The sequence below is a fragment of the Sessilibacter corallicola genome (assembly GCF_021290925.1).
In the GTDB taxonomy this organism is placed as follows: Bacteria; Pseudomonadota; Gammaproteobacteria; order Pseudomonadales; family Cellvibrionaceae; genus Sessilibacter; species Sessilibacter corallicola.
This window is the reverse complement of sequence record NZ_JAJSLX010000003.1, coordinates 307,812-323,487: the sequence shown is the minus strand read 5'-3', so window position 1 is coordinate 323,487 and position 15,676 is coordinate 307,812. Positions and strand designations below refer to the sequence as shown.

General features: G+C 46.4%; 12 protein-coding genes. 10 read left to right on the top strand and 2 right to left on the bottom strand.

Going from position 1 to position 15,676, the window contains the following annotated elements:
• The first annotated feature begins 80 nt into the window (after window positions 1-80).
• Complete coding sequence (locus tag LU361_RS15750; RefSeq protein ID WP_233089844.1) at window positions 81-1,538, top strand: sugar porter family MFS transporter; 1,458 nt, start codon at window positions 81-83, stop codon at window positions 1,536-1,538.
• A 112-nt stretch (window positions 1,539-1,650) separates the two neighbouring features.
• Window positions 1,651-3,831 (top strand): TIM-barrel domain-containing protein, encoded by a 2,181-nt coding sequence (locus LU361_RS15745; protein ID WP_233089843.1) that lies wholly within the window; start codon window positions 1,651-1,653, stop codon window positions 3,829-3,831.
• A 209-nt stretch (window positions 3,832-4,040) separates the two neighbouring features.
• Here LU361_RS15745 and LU361_RS15740 read toward each other — a convergent pair whose 3' ends face one another.
• Both LU361_RS15740 and LU361_RS15735 read right to left on the bottom strand, forming a co-directional pair.
• Window positions 4,041-4,412 carry a methylglyoxal synthase gene (locus tag LU361_RS15740; protein ID WP_233089842.1) on the bottom strand — a complete coding sequence of 124 codons (372 nt, stop codon included), beginning with the start codon at window positions 4,410-4,412 and terminating at the stop codon, window positions 4,041-4,043.
• A 15-nt stretch (window positions 4,413-4,427) separates the two neighbouring features.
• Complete coding sequence (locus LU361_RS15735; RefSeq protein ID WP_233089841.1) at window positions 4,428-5,465, bottom strand: LacI family DNA-binding transcriptional regulator; 1,038 nt, start codon at window positions 5,463-5,465, stop codon at window positions 4,428-4,430.
• Between the two features lie 151 nt (window positions 5,466-5,616).
• Here LU361_RS15735 and zwf point away from each other — a divergent pair, with 151 nt between their 5' ends.
• From zwf to pgi, 8 genes are all read left to right on the top strand, one after another.
• Entirely contained in the window at window positions 5,617-7,050 is a 1,434-nt protein-coding gene (gene zwf, locus LU361_RS15730) for a glucose-6-phosphate dehydrogenase (RefSeq protein ID WP_233089840.1), read from the top strand.
• Between the two features lie 17 nt (window positions 7,051-7,067).
• Window positions 7,068-7,784: a 6-phosphogluconolactonase gene (gene pgl, locus LU361_RS15725; protein ID WP_233089839.1), complete on the top strand. Its 717-nt coding sequence runs from the start codon at window positions 7,068-7,070 to the stop codon at window positions 7,782-7,784.
• A 16-nt stretch (window positions 7,785-7,800) separates the two neighbouring features.
• A complete protein-coding gene (gene edd / locus LU361_RS15720) occupies window positions 7,801-9,624 on the top strand; it encodes a phosphogluconate dehydratase (protein WP_233089838.1) in 1,824 nt (607 codons plus the stop codon).
• A 2-nt stretch (window positions 9,625-9,626) separates the two neighbouring features.
• Window positions 9,627-10,631, top strand: coding sequence for a glucokinase (gene glk / locus LU361_RS15715; protein WP_233089837.1), 1,005 nt, complete (start codon window positions 9,627-9,629; stop codon window positions 10,629-10,631).
• A gap of 13 nt (window positions 10,632-10,644) precedes the next feature.
• Complete coding sequence (locus LU361_RS15710; RefSeq protein ID WP_286206506.1) at window positions 10,645-11,274, top strand: bifunctional 4-hydroxy-2-oxoglutarate aldolase/2-dehydro-3-deoxy-phosphogluconate aldolase; 630 nt, start codon at window positions 10,645-10,647, stop codon at window positions 11,272-11,274.
• A gap of 55 nt (window positions 11,275-11,329) precedes the next feature.
• Window positions 11,330-12,337, top strand: coding sequence for a type I glyceraldehyde-3-phosphate dehydrogenase (gene gap, locus LU361_RS15705; protein WP_233089836.1), 1,008 nt, complete (start codon window positions 11,330-11,332; stop codon window positions 12,335-12,337).
• A 36-nt stretch (window positions 12,338-12,373) separates the two neighbouring features.
• A complete protein-coding gene (gene pyk, locus LU361_RS15700; protein ID WP_233089835.1) occupies window positions 12,374-13,807 on the top strand; it encodes a pyruvate kinase in 1,434 nt (477 codons plus the stop codon).
• A 128-nt stretch (window positions 13,808-13,935) separates the two neighbouring features.
• Window positions 13,936-15,570, top strand: coding sequence for a glucose-6-phosphate isomerase (pgi, locus tag LU361_RS15695; RefSeq protein ID WP_233089834.1), 1,635 nt, complete (start codon window positions 13,936-13,938; stop codon window positions 15,568-15,570).
• Window positions 15,571-15,676 lie beyond the last annotated feature (106 nt).

Below are 15,676 nucleotides of genomic sequence, written 5' to 3'. Positions count from 1 at the left end.
TTTTAGTTATCTATTTCGGATTTTTATTAAAATAAATCCATTTAATTTTAAAAAGATGTTTTACATTTGAGAATAAACTGATGTCAGAACAAACACTTTTACACGAACAGATTCAATCCAGCCAAACATCAAAAAATACCGCAACCGTATTAATGATCACCGCTGTAGCGGCATTAGGCGGTTTGTTATTTGGTTACGATACCGGTGTTATTGGCGCAAGCCAGCTTTATTTTACCAAGTATTTTAACTTAACTCCGGCAGAGCAGGGCTGGGCGGTAAGCAGTGCCATTTACGGGTGTTTATTTGGTGCATTAGTCAGTGGTTATCTCACCAATCGTATCAGTCGAAAATACACGTTAATTTTATCGGCGTTTCTCTTTACCATTTCTGCTTGGGGTTCTGGTGCTGCGTCTACCTTAGATGAATTGGTGATCTTCCGAATTATCGGTGGTCTGGGTGTAGGTATGGCGTCTATGGCTGCACCTATTTATATTGCCGAAATAGCCCCGCCAAAAATTCGTGGCCAGATGGTGTCTTATTATCAATTGGCTGTGGTTATTGGTTTCTTTGTGGTGTTTCTTGCTACTTACTTAATTGGTGGTGGTGATTCAGTCGGTAAAACACCCGAAGAAATTGCGCAGTTGCACCAACACAATGTCGATAGCGGCTGGCGAACCATGCTTTGGTCCGAGCTATTGCCTTCAATTACATTCTTCTTGCTGTTGTTTTTTGTGCCTCATTCACCGCGTTGGTTAATTATGAAAGGTCGCGAAGAAGAAGCTCGTACAGTATTAGCGCGCATCACCAGCAGCGAACAAGAAGCGCAGCATGAATTCGATGACATCAAGCAATCTTTTGCCGATAACAGCAAACACAGTCGTGTGTCTTTGTTTACCAAAGGAATCGCCTTTGTTTTATTGATCGGAATTTTGTTATCGGTGTTTCAACAGGTCACTGGTATTAACGCGATTCTATATTACGGTGCCGAGATTTTTGCCAATGCCCTAGGTTACGGACCAGAAGATGCGTTAAAACAACAGCTCTGGCTGGGTGGCGTTAATTTGGTCTTTACCTTTGTTGCCATCTTTACGATTGACCGTTGGGGCCGCAAACCGCTGTATTTAGTCGGTACTTCAGGCATGTTTATCGGCTTGGCGGTATTTTCTTGGACACTGTTCAACGAGCAAATTGGCATCGTCTCTTTAATTGCCATTCTTGCTTTTATCGGTTCATTTGCCATGTCAATGGGACCGGTGGTTTGGGTTATGTTGTCCGAGATTTTTCCAAACAGCGTTCGTGGTGTTGCCATGTCGATTGCTGTGGCCGCGCAGTGGTTGTTCAACGCCTTTGTTGCCAACAGTTTTCCCATTATTAATAACAGTGCGGTAAACCAAGCGAGTTTTAATGGCGCATTACCGTACTTTATATTTGCCTGTTTTTGTCTGGTAGCGTTTTTCTTTGTTTGGCGATTTGTACCTGAAACCAAAGGTAAAACCCTCGAAGAAATGGAAGCCTTATGGACAACTAAAAACTCCTAATAACAATAAATAATTAATTAACCAATCACCAACCTCACAAACTGTGTCGAGGTGCTACACCTCGGCAGGTTGCATTTACAAACTGATATAATAATTAAACTGGGATTTTATAATGAAAAAACGAGTATTCTCGGGGCCAAATCCAATCTGGCACCAAGTCTTAATCCTTTTCATCTTGAGTTATTTATTTTCCTCTGGGGCGCATTCAGCGGAAAAGGCTGTGCTCATTCGCGAGAATGTGGCGATGTTCTATCCTGACAATTTTGATGCCAAGGGTAATTTGCCGTCATTTGCGTTAGTTAAAGAACCGAAAAAAATTGGTCCGTTGCCAAAAAGTTGGAAAACCCGTGTGGAATTTTCTTCCGCATTTGGTCAACCTACGGCTCGCGTACAGGTAAAACCCAGTACTAATTTGTACGGCACGGGCGAGGTGTACGGTACGTTAACTCGTAAGGGTTATACACGTTCACTTTGGAATACCGACAACTACACGTACAAAAAAGATAACGGCCAACGTCTGTATCAATCTCACCCGTGGGTATTGGGCGTACGTGAAGATGGCACCGCGTTTGGTGTTTTTGCCGACAATACTTGGAAGCAAACGTTAGCGCTCGATACCGCCATTACCTTTACCTCAGAAGGTCCGGCATTCCGAGTGCTTGTGATTGAAGGTAAAACACCGCAAGAAGTAATGACGTCTCTTGCCGAGCTTACCGGTCACATGGCGTTGCCACCATTGTGGAGTCTTGGTTTCCAACAAAGTCGTTACTCTTACTACCCAGAAAGCCGTGCCAAAGAACTGGCCGATACTTATCGAAAGAAAAAACTGCCAATCGATGTGATTTGGTTTGATATCCATTACATGGATAAATACAAAGTTTTCACGTTTGATTCTGAGCTTTTCCCTGATCCAAAACGCATGAATGATTATTTACACGATCATAAAATGAAAGGCGTTTGGATGATCGACCCAGGTGTGGGTTGGACCGAAGGCTACTCCGTTTTTGATTCTGGCACCGAAGAAGATGTTTGGGTAAAAGACGCGAAAGGCAAAACCTACGAAGGTGAAGTTTGGCCGGGCAAGGTTGCATTCCCTGATTACACTCAGCCAAAAACCGCAAGCTGGTGGGCAGATTTATACACCGACTTTATGGCAATGGGCATCGACGGTGTTTGGAATGACATGAACGAGCCGGCGGATTTCAGTCGCCCGGATTGGACCATGCCAGAAGATAACGTGCATGCCGGTGGTATTAAGTTTGAAGAAAACGGTAAAGCGTTACCGGCGGATTCTCACAAACGCTATCACAACGTGTACGGCATGTTGATGGTAAAAGCGTCACTCGATGGCATTAAAAACGCAAACCCAGAGAAAAGACCGTTTATTCTTACTCGCTCAAATTTCTTAGGCGGCCATCGTTACGCAGCCACCTGGACTGGCGATAACGATTCCACGTGGGAACATTTGCGTGCGTCTATTCCTATGAGCTTGAATTTGGGTCTTTCCGGTCAGCCGTTTAACGGTCCAGACATCGGTGGCTTTGAAGGTAATGCCACCCCTGAATTGTTCGGACACTGGATGGCTTTGGGTGCGTTCTATCCATTCGCGCGCGCACACACAACGGTTAAGAGTGATGACCAAGAGCCGTGGGAATTTGGTAAATCCATTGAAGATGTAAGCCGTACTGCGCTGGAGCGTCGCTATCGATTAATGCCGTACTTGTACACGCAATTCCAAGCGGCATCGGTTAACGGAATGCCTGTCATGCAACCGACATTTTTCGCCGATCCAACAGATGGCAACTTACGCAGTGAAGAGCAAACCTTCTTGTTTGGTCCAGATTTGTTGATTGTTCCTCAGTGGGCAGATAAGCCAACGCTACCAAAAGGTAACTGGCATACTATTTCGTTAGTGGGCGAAACCGCAGACGACGAATATCAACCGCAAGTAAAAATTCGTGATGGCGCTATTGTTCCAGCAGGTGAAGTAATTCAAAGTACTGAAGATTACTCACTTGAAAAACTCACCTTGTTTGTATCGCTGGACGAAAAAGGCAAGGCGAGCGGTAAACTGTACCACGATGCTGGCGACGGCTACGGTTATCAAAACGGTGAATTTGTCTTTGCAAACTTCACTGCGAAGAAAAAAGGCAAAACCGTAACAGTGAAAATTGCTGACACCGAAGGTAATTACCCATTGGGCATTAAAACAGTAGAAGTAAAATTGATGACCGAAGACGGTGTTAAAACCGCAACCGGTTCCGCTAAAAAAGCGATTCGTATTAAGTTGTAATTTGTTAAATAGGTAACTTTTTGGCCACCTTTTTCTTATGAGAAAGGTGGCTTTTTTTGTTGGTCATTCGGATTACGTACAAGTACTGTTTTTTAAAAAATATTAACGGAAAAAAGAAGGGGAAAACGAGCAGGAGTAGGGCGTAAGTGAGAAAAGTATTTATAAGAGCCAACCCGATAAGATTGGCTTTTAGTGCGCAGTAGTAATGACTACAACAAATTCAATAAAGCGTCTGCACTGGCGAGATTACACGCAAAAGGTACGTTATAAAGAATTGCCAAGCGCAATAATGCTTTAACATCAACGTCGTGAGGGTGGGGCGACAGTGGATCAATAAAAAAGACCATTGCATCTAATCTGTCTTCACAGATTGCTGCCCCTAATTGCTGATCGCCGCCGAGTGGCCCACTTTTTAAACGTTGAATGGATAACTGTGGGCATTTTTCCAGAATAAGACCACCAGTTGTGCCCGTTGAAAGAATCGATAATTGCTCTAATTTCGCCTGATTTTTTTCTACCCAGCCTACTAGCTCAGACTTTTTCTCGTCGTGAGCCACAAATCCGATGGTCTTAATGGTCATAGTGTTATTCCCGGTTTATACGTGTTGAGCGTTTTGTGCCACAGAATCTCGAAGAATAATTTCGTAGCTGCACGAACCCATCAGTTTTTCCGGTTTTTGTTTGCGGATGCCCGCAATTAATGAATCCGTACAATGTTTTGCTAATTCTTGTGCGGGCAATCTTACCGTGGTTAATGCCGGCCAAAGTCGCTCAGCGGTGGGGCTATCATCGAACCCAACAATGGATAAATCTTGCGGTAATTTTAGCCCTTTTTTCAACGCATACTGCATGGTGCCCGCAGCCATTGCGTCGTTACAGGCAAATATGGCCGTTGGTGGTTTATCCAGGGTTAACAGGGTTTCACTGCATTTTCGGCCCGATTCAAAATCAAACATGCCTTGCTGAACGTATTCGTCCGGGCGCGGTAAACCGGCTTCATCCATCGCATCGATGTAGCCTTGCATCCGCAAAAATGCCGCGCCGTGAGCGGGATCACCGTTGATAATGGCGATATTCTCGTGGCCGAAATCAATCAAATGCCGGACTAATTCACGTGCTGCAGCGCGCTCGTCAATGCCGGTAAACGGAGAATTTGACGCCGTTGGATCACCGGGTTGTAGGCGGGCAAATTGTAAGCCCTGGTTTTCTAACGCCTGAGTAAGCTCTAGGGAATCACACATCGGCGGCGTTAATAAAATACCGTCTACCTTGCGAGTATCGTACATTGAGACAAACTCAGTGGGCAGGTCAGGGCGGGTGTGATCGCAGGGGTGAATAATTAATTCGTAGCCCCATTTTTTGCAGGCTTCTAACGCGCCTGATTGAACTTCATAGATGTAGCTCGGCGTTGCGTTTGAATACACCAATGCGATGTTAAAGGTCATGGTGCCTGCGAGACTGCGGGCAAAACTGCTGGGTTGATAATTCAATGAATCAACAGCGGCGAGTACTTTTTTGACCGTAGAAGCACGGACATTGGGCTCATTATTAATAACGCGTGATACAGTTTTGATTGAAACTTCAGCCAAGCGGGCAACATCGTTTATTGTGATTTTTTTCGATTCGTTATCCATTTAATTTTCGACTTTCACTAGTGACTTGCGAGACAAATTACTTTCTATTGACAGCGTTGTCAATTTGAAATAGCATGACAGCGTTGTCAATAGTTGCAGTTTGGGTAATAACAAAAATAACCATAACTTGCATAATCAAGCGGAAAAAATTATGAGTAGTGAAGCCGATATCGTCGTATTCGGAGGTCTGGGGGATTTATCGTTACGCAAGTTGATTCCGTCTCTATACCGCAGCGTTGTAGAGAATCAACTTTCGCCAACGAGCCGAATCATCCTAGTTTCCCGTGAAGACATAAGCCAAAAGCAGTGTTTGCAACGCGCTGAAAAAGCGCTTCGCTCGCACTTGCACACCGACGAATTGGAACCCGGTCACTGGAGCGCATTTTCAAATCGGCTGCATTATTGTTATCTCGATTTGGCCACCTGTGACGAACGCTGGAATATGCTCAAAGAGCTTGTCAGTGATGACGAAAGTCGCACCCGCGTTTTTTACTTTGCGATTCCACCAGGTTTGTACGGCGATACCTGTGAGAATCTTTCTAATACTGAATTACTGAACAAAAACACACGCGTAGTCGTTGAAAAGCCATTAGGTTACGACCGCGAATCAGCCGACTCCATTAATTCACGCATTGCAGAATATTTACCAGAAGAATCTATTTATCGCATCGATCATTACCTCGGTAAAGAAACCGTTCAAAACTTAATGGCGCTGCGTTTTGGTAATGTTTTATTTGAACCGCTGTGGGATTGCAAACGCATCGACAACGTTCAAATTACCATTGCAGAAACGGTAGGTCTGGAAGGTCGAATTTCTTTTTACGATCGCGCAGGCGCGTTGCGAGACATGGTGCAAAATCATTTATTGCAAATGATGTGTTTATTAACCATGGAGCCACCAACAAAATTAAATGCCGATAATATTCGCGCAGAAAAATTAAAAGTTTTGAAATCATTGCGTCGTATTGATGCTTCTAATATTGCCGACGATACCGTTCGCGGTCAGTACGGAGCAGGCGTTGTTGGCGGTAAGGTGGTTCCGGGTTATCAAGAAGAATTAGGCGGCAGCAGTTGCACTGAAACATTCGTTGCTATTCGTGCCCACATTGATAATTGGCGCTGGGCTGGGGTGCCATTTTATTTGCGCACCGGTAAGCGATTGGCCGAACGTTTTGCTGAAATCGTCATTAATTATAAGCCGGTTACTCACTGTGTTTTTGATGAAGACGCCGGGCCTTTGCAACCGAATCGATTAGTGATTCGCTTACAGCCAGACGAGCGAATTCAATTAACGTTAATGTCGAAAGAATTAAATCGACAAGGCATTCGTTTAAAACCCGCAACGTTAAATTTAAATTTTGCCGATACCTTTAAATACACCAAAAGTGATGCTTACCAACGTTTGATTTTAGATGCAGTACGCGGCGACCCTGCTTTATTTACGCACCGCGACGAAGTGGATCAAGCGTGGGCTTGGATCGATCCCATTATTGCGGCTTGGAAAAGTGAAAAATACGATCCAGTGGAATACGCCGCGGGCAGTTGGGGGCCGGAAAAAAGCGTTGATTGGTTTGGTCACCACTAAGAGCGAGGGGTAAAGCGATGGTAGAAGAACATTTTTTTGAAAACCACGCGCAACTGTTTCAAGCGTTGGCGTCGCGTTGTGAAATGCAATTAATGCGCGCAATCAGTCAACGCGGCAACGCTTCGTTTTTTGTTTCAGGTGGCTCAACACCGGCACCGTTGTATGAGGCGTTATCCAACAGCGAGCTTGATTGGTCGTCGGTGGGTGTCGGTTTGGTCGATGATCGCTGGGTCGACCCTGATATGAAAGCCAGCAACGAACGCTTGGTGCGCGAGACACTGTTGCGCAATCAAGCAATTTCAGCAACCTTGTACCCTATGAAACAACCGGATGTGTGCGCAAAAACGGCGGTTGATAGAGTATCGGCGTTGTATCAATCAAAACTGAGTTGGCCGGCTGATTTGGTCATCTTGGGAATGGGGCCAGACGGGCATACGGCGTCGTTATTTCCACGCGCCGAAGGACTGGAGCAGGGGTTGGCTATTGATAACCCCAACGTGTGTTGCGCAATACAGGCGACAAAGTCTGAAGTGACAGGGGATTACACCGAGCGTATGAGTTTAACGCTGTCGGCACTTCGGCAATCACACGAATTGATCTTAATCATTACCGGGGCTGAAAAATTAGCGGTTTATAACGCCGCTAAAGAAGATAAAAGCAATGTTGCTGATTGCCCGGTAAGTGCTTTGCTTAGAGACGAAGACTTAACCGTGTCTGTCTATTGGGCGCCCTGATGTAGGAATCCTAACAATGCATAATGTAATCACAGAAATCACTGAAAAATTACGAGAACGCAGTCAACCAACGCGCGCTCGTTACTTAGAAAGAATCGAAAAAGCGGCGGGATCAGGTCCGAGCCGTAAACGTCTCTCATGCGGTAATTTAGCGCACGGTTTTGCGGCTTGCTCTGAAACCGACAAAGACGGTTTAACCGGCGAGCAAAAACCCAACGTCGCCATTGTGACGTCATACAACGATATGTTGTCAGCGCACCAACCTTATGAAGACACCCCCAAATTAATTCGCAAAGCAGTTCGCGACGCCGGTGGTGTTGCTCAAGTTGCCGGTGGTGTTCCCGCCATGTGCGACGGAGTTACCCAAGGTCAAAGCGGCATGGAATTATCGCTGTTTAGCCGCGATGTGATCGCAATGTCGACTGCGGTGTCTTTATCGCACGATATGTTCGATGCCATGGTTTGTTTGGGTATTTGCGACAAGATTGTGCCGGGGTTATTGATGGGTGCGCTGTCGTTTGGCCACCTGCCGTGTATTTTTATTCCCAGCGGGCCAATGACAACCGGTGCTTCTAACGAAGAGAAACACCAAGTTCGTCAACTCTACGCCGAAGGTAAAGTAGGGCGCGAAGAACTTCTGAAAATGGAATCGAAATCCTATCACGGACCTGGCACTTGTACGTTTTACGGTACGGCCAATTCCAACCAAATGTTGGTGGAAATTATGGGTCTGCATTTACCGGGTTCTTCGTTCGTTAATCCGAACACACCGTTGCGCGAGGCGTTAACAATTGCCGCGGCACAACAGGTTTTAAACCTGACTGCCTTAGGCGACGATTATCGCCCAATCGGTAAAGCCATTGACGAGCGCGCAATTATCAACGGCGTTATTGGTTTGTTGGCAACCGGTGGTTCGACCAACCACACCATGCACTTGGTTGCCATCGCCAAAGCCGCTGGTATTCAGTTGGAGTGGGATGATTTCTCGGATTTATCGAAAGTCATTCCGTTAATGACGCGGGTTTATCCAAACGGCTCGGCGGATATTAATCACTTCCAAGCAGCCGGTGGCATGGGCTTTTTAATGGCGAGCTTGATGGACGCGGGCTTATTGCACACAGATATTTTGGGTGTAGATAAAACCCCAGGTCTTGAAAGTTACCGCACCGAACCGTTCTTGGTCGGCGATAAAGTCGAGTGGCGAGAAGGTCCAAAGAAATCTTTGGATACCGACGTTATTCGCCCCGCCAGCGAACCGTTTTCAGACGATGGCGGCCTTAAATTGCTTACCGGTAATGTCGGTCGAGCAATTATTAAAACCTCGGCGGTAAAACCAGAGCACTTTATTGTTGAAGCGCCAGCGGTGGTGTTCGACGATCAAAATGATCTCGAAAGCGCGTTTAAACGCGGTGAATTAGAAAAAGATTTTGTGGCGGTAATTCGCTTCCAAGGCCCGCGCGCTAACGGTATGCCGGAGCTGCATAAGCTCACGCCGGTGTTGGGTTCGTTGCAATCGCGCGGTTTTAAAGTGGCGTTAGTTACCGACGGCCGTATGTCCGGCGCGTCCGGCAAAGTTCCGGCGGCAATTCAGGTCACGCCTGAATGCGTTGCCGGTGGTCCACTGGCGAAGGTGCACAACGGCGATTTAATTCGTTTAGACGCCGAAAAATGCACGCTCGAATTACTGGTTGATGAAGCCGTATTGGCGAATCGAATTCCAGTTGTACCAGATTTAAGTTCACGTCAAACCGGCACCGGTCGTGAACTCTTTGGGCTCTTTCGAGCCAACGCCACTGATGCAGATCAGGGCGCAAGTGTTCTTCAATTGGGTGAGTATTAAACGTGGCGATCGATGCTATAGAACCTTTGTTGGTGGCAGATATTGGTGGAACCAATGCCAAATTCGGAATTGCGTCTACGCATCCGGGCTCTGGTGAAGTCAACATTTACGAATCACGCAGTTTTCCCTGCGCCGATTATCCATCGTTGGAAGCGGCAATCCACGCCTACCGCGAACAAGTGCTGGGCGAATGGCCCAGATTAGCTTGTATCGCCGTAGCCGGTCCGGTGCTGGGTGATCAGGTTAGGTTCACGAATTTGGATTGGCAGGTGGATTTCAAAAATCTGAAAAACACCTTTGATTTCAGTGAGCTGTTTTTAATCAACGATTTTGTCACCCAGGCATACGCCACCTTGTATTTACCGTCTGAACATCTGCGCTGTTTACGACCCGGCACACCCGTACCTGAAACACCGCGCTTGGTGTTAGGCCCTGGCACCGGTTTAGGCGTTGCAACCTTAACGCCGTTTGGCAAAAGCTGGATGCCACAGCCGGGAGAGGGCGGCCACGCCAACTTTTCTCCGGTAAACGCGTTACAGCGTGAAATTTTGCGCGTGCTAACCACAGATAACAATTACATTTCGGTGGAAAACTTAGTGTCTGGTTCCGGCTTAGAGCGGCTTTATACCGCCATTGGCCAAGTTCGAGGCGAAGAGGTTGCACCGCTTAAAGCCGCAGAAATTACGTCTTCTGCGCTCGAAAAAAATAATCCTGTTGCGGCAGAAGCCGTAAACGTATTTCTCAGCGTTTTAGGATCAGCCGCAGGTAATGCTGCGTTGACCCTAGGCGCTTTTGGTGGAGTTTATTTAACCGGCGGCATTCTTCCCAAAATCGATGCCTTAATTGATAGCAGCGATTTGGTAAGTACATTCGAAGATAAAGGACCCATGCAGTCCTTACTGGCCGATAACCCTGTTTATTTGGTTACTGGTCCCACACCGGCACTGGCCGGAGCCGCTCATCTGTTAATCGACCGACTCGGTCTTAATACACATTCTTATTGCTAATGGGAGACACACATTGAAAGCTTCTATTGATCAAATCATGTCCACATCACCCGTAATTCCCGTCATTGTGATCGACGATATCTCACAGGCGTGCCCTTTAGCCGAAGCTCTTGTTGCTGGTGGTTTAAAAGTATTAGAAGTCACTCTGCGCACTGATTGCGCACTTGAAGCGATGGAATTAATCGCGAAAAACATTCCCGATGCCATTGTTGGTGCGGGAACCGTAACCACACCGCAGCAGGTTAGCGATGTGGTGAATGCCGGCGCTCAATTTATGGTGAGCCCGGGTTCAACCGACGCATTGATCGACGCTGCTCTGGCATCACCCATCGAAATTTTACCGGGTGTCGCCACTGCAAGTGAAGCCATGCGATTAAGAGAACGCGGTATCACGCGTCTGAAATTTTTCCCTGCCGAAGCCGCAGGTGGCGCGCCAATGTTGAAATCATTGGCAGGGCCTTTGTCCGATTTAATCTTTTGCCCAACCGGCGGGATTACTCCTGCACTCGCTCCAGAATACTTAAAATTACCGAACGTAGCGTGTGTGGGTGGTTCATGGATGGTACCTAAAAACTTAGTTAATGCAGGTGACTGGGACGCTATTACTAAGTTGGCCAAGGAGGCCGCAGAAATTACAACATAACCAACCAACGAAAATAATAAGAATAATAAAGAAACCTAATCCATTGAGGTGAACAATGTCCATACGTGTTGCGATTAACGGCTTCGGCCGAATCGGTAGAAATGTTTTACGGGCCTGTTACGAAGGTAGTTACAAAGACAAAATCGAGATCGTTGCCATCAACGATCTCGGTGATGCCAAAATCAACGCACATCTAACCCAGTACGATACCGTTCACGGCCGTTTTGCCGGCGAAGTTTCGGTAGAAGAAGATCATTTGATTGTTAACGGTGATCGAATTAAATGTGTGCAAGAACGCTCTCCAGCGGATCTCCCTTGGAAAGAATTACAAATTGACGTTGTACTCGAATGTACCGGTTTATTTACCGACCGGGCAAAGGCCATTGGCCACATTGAAGCCGGTGCAAAAAAAGTCATTGTTTCTGCACCCGGTAAAAACATGGATGCAACGGTAGTACACGGTATCAACCACAAAGAGTTGACCGGTGAACACCAAATCATTTCAAACGCATCGTGTACCACCAACTGTTTAGCGCCTTTGGCGTCTGTTCTTAATCAGTCTATTGGTATCGAACGCGGTTTAATGACCACCATCCACGCGTACACCAACGATCAAAAACTTAGCGATGTGTATCACTCAGATTTGTATCGCGCACGCAGTGCGACCCATTCAATGATTCCGACCAAAACCGGTGCTGCCCAAGCCATTGGTTTGGTGTTGCCGGAATTGGCGGGTCGCTTAGACGGTTTGGCCGTGCGTGTACCCACCATTAACGTGAGTCTTGTCGATTTTAGTTTTGATGCGTCTCGCGATACCACCGTTGAAGAAGTCAATAGCCTGATGGCAGAGGCTGCCAACGGTGAATTAGGCTGCGTATTAAATTACAGCGAAGAGCCGCTTGTCTCGGTTGATTACAACCACAGCTTAGCGTCCTGTAACTTCGATGCCAGCCACACTCGCGTACAAGGTAACCTTGTAAAAGTTTTAGCGTGGTACGACAACGAATGGGGATTCGCCAACCGAATGCTCGATAACACATTGGCACTTGCCAGTACTTTTTGATATCGACTTTCGGTTTCAACATAGGTGAATTTCACAATGATACGTAGAACAAAAATCGTAACGACGCTTGGGCCAGCAACCGATTCTGAAGAGGTTCTGCGCGAGCTGATTCAAGCGGGCGCCGATACCGTACGATTAAACTTCTCCCACGGCAATCCAGAAGATCACCAAAAGCGCGCTGAGTTAGTGCGCAAGCTTGCCGCCGAATGCAATCGTTCGGTAGCGATCTTGGGTGATTTACAAGGACCCAAAATTCGTATCGCTCGATTCAGTGACGGACCTATTGAGCTTTCTGAAGGCGATGCTTTTGCCTTAGATGCTTCTTTAGGCCGTGAAGAGGGCGATTCGACCCAAGTGGGTATTGATTACGCCGAACTGCCCAACGACTGTAGCGTCGATGATCTTCTGCTGCTTGATGATGGTCGCGTTGTCTTACGAGTGGAGAGCATTGCCGGAACGCGTTTGGAGTGCATCGTCGTCAACGGTGGTCCTTTGTCTAACAACAAAGGCATCAACCGCCAAGGCGGTGGGCTGACGGCTCCAGCACTGACCGAGAAAGATAAATCAGACATCAAATTAGCGGCCGAAATTAAAGCCGACTATGTTGCTGTCTCATTCCCGCGCAGTGCCGACGACATGAATGAAGCACGTCGTCTGTTGGAAGCTGCCGGTTCCAGTGCGCATTTGGTCGCTAAAATTGAGCGCGCAGAAGCCGTCGCCGATGCCGAAACCTTAGACGGTATTATTTTGGCATCGAACGCGGTCATGGTAGCGCGTGGTGATTTGGGTGTTGAAATTGGCGATGCGGCGCTTGTTGGTGTGCAAAAGCGCATTATCAGCCGTTCACGCAAGCTCAACCGCGCGGTAATTACGGCAACACAAATGATGGAGTCGATGATTACCAATCCACTGCCAACGCGTGCAGAAGTTATGGACGTAGCCAATGCGGTTCTCGACGGCACCGACGCAGTTATGTGTTCCGCCGAAACTGCCGCGGGTAAATACCCGGTGAAAACGGTTGAAGCAATGTCGCGGGTGATTTTAGGTGCAGAGCGTGAGCGAAGCATTCAAAAATCCGCGCACCGAATTCATCAGGAATTTTCCCACGCCGGTGAATCCATCGCGATGGCGGCAATGTACACAGCAAACCACTTGAAAAACGTGAAAGCGATTGTGTGTTTAACTGAATCTGGCAACACGCCGTTGTTAATGTCCAGAATCAGCTCGGGCTTACCTATTTTTGCGTGCTCTAATCAAGCGGATACGTTGAGTCGAGTCGCGTTGTATCGCGGTGTTTACAGCATGTCGTACGACGACGCTGACGGCCAGCAAACCACGGGTGAATCTGTAGTTGCATTGCTAAAAGCCAGGGGAATTGTTTCGACCGGTGATTATGTGTTGGTATCTCAGGGCGATAAAGCCCACGTTCAAGGCGGTACCAATACTTTGAAAATATTGTCGGTATCGTAACGTCAACGGTAACTGTTGGGGGTGTATCTCAGCAGTTACCGTGATTACTGCGATAATTTCTAAAAATAATAATTTCTACGAACAGTATCGAAAACTATTTGTGTCGGTTATTCATTCGGGCTAAAACTATGTCTATTCCCTCGTTAAGCCATAACGACGAGCTGCTCGCATTACAAAATGTTTTAGCATCGCAGTCGTTAATCAGTTTGTTTGTAGAAGACGCTAATCGTACCGAGGATTATTCCTGCGAAGCGTCTGGACTTTATTTAGATTACTCAAAGAATCGAGTAAATAGTCGTGCAATGGCCTTGTTATTTAACGCCGCACGCGAAAAAAACTTAGAACAAAAAATTCAAGCGTTACTCGGTGGTGTAGCCATTAACTACACCGAAAAACGCCCAGCATTACACACCGCGTTACGAGGTGCGCCGAACACTCCGGCAGATAAAAAAGCATTAGTCGACGACGTACACGTAAAAATGGCCGAGTTTGTTGATTCAATTCATAGCTGTCGTTGGCGCGGTTCCACCGGAAAAACCATTACCGATATTGTTAACATTGGTATTGGGGGTTCTGACCTCGGGCCGTTAATGGTGACAGAGGCATTAAAGCCTTATCAGCAAAAGAACATCCGTTGTCATTTTGTGTCTAATGTTGATGCCGCAGATTTGTTAGCCAAGCTAGCATATGCGAACCCTGAATCTACACTGTTTGTTGTGGCTTCAAAAACATTCACGACGTTAGAAACATTAACCAACGCAACCACCGCAAGAGATTGGTTAACCCGAGCATTGGGTGCTGATGTTGATGTCTCAAAACATTTTGTTGCTACAACATCTAACGTTGAAAACGCCGTAAAATTCGGTATTGATGCGCGCAATGTATTTCCCATGTGGGATTGGGTGGGAGGACGTTATTCACTGTGGTCGTCCATCGGTTTACCCATCGCTTTGGGATTAGGCATGGAAAATTTCAAAGCATTACTGGCCGGTGCCGCCGAAATGGACAGCCATTTTTCCGAGCAACCGCTTGAGAAAAACATGCCCGTAATTTTGGCTTTATTGGGTGTGTGGTACACCAATTATTGGGGAGCAGATACCCACGCGATTATTCCTTACGCGCACGATTTGCGGTTATTTCCAAAGTATCTTCAGCAATTAGATATGGAAAGCAACGGTAAATCCGCTGCACACAAAGGCCAAGTCAAACAAGCAACTGGCCCAATTATTTGGGGTGAAGCAGGCACCAATGGTCAACACAGCTTCCACCAATTGTTGCACCAAGGCACGCGTTTGGTACCCGTGGATTTTATTGCGCCGTTAAAATCGCACCACGAACACAGTGACCATCAAACGCATTTGTTTGCCAATTGTTTGAGCCAAAGTTATGCCTTAATGGTTGGAAAAACCTTGGAGCAAGCCAAACAGGAATTTATAGACATTGGTTACAGTGACGAAGAATCCGAACAGCTTGCACACCATAAAGTGATGGAAGGAAATCGACCAACCAACACGATTTTAATGGACCAGCTAACACCAAAAAATCTGGGTGCATTAATTGCCTTGTATGAACATAAAGTATTTGTTCAAAGTGTTATTTGGGATATTAACCCATTCGACCAGTGGGGCGTAGAACTGGGCAAAAAAATCAGTACATTAATTTCTGGTGTTATTAACAATGAAATTGATGGCAGTACCTTTGATGCCTCTACACAAAGCTTAATAAAGCGTTATCAAAATTCGCTTAAGCTTGACGATTTATAATTTACATTAAAAACGGCGTACTATTTTTAATATTAGGTGCTTTTTAAACTTTTAAAATCAAGAGATAAAAAGCAATAGGTTTTGGCAGCCGTCTATTATCTGTTTT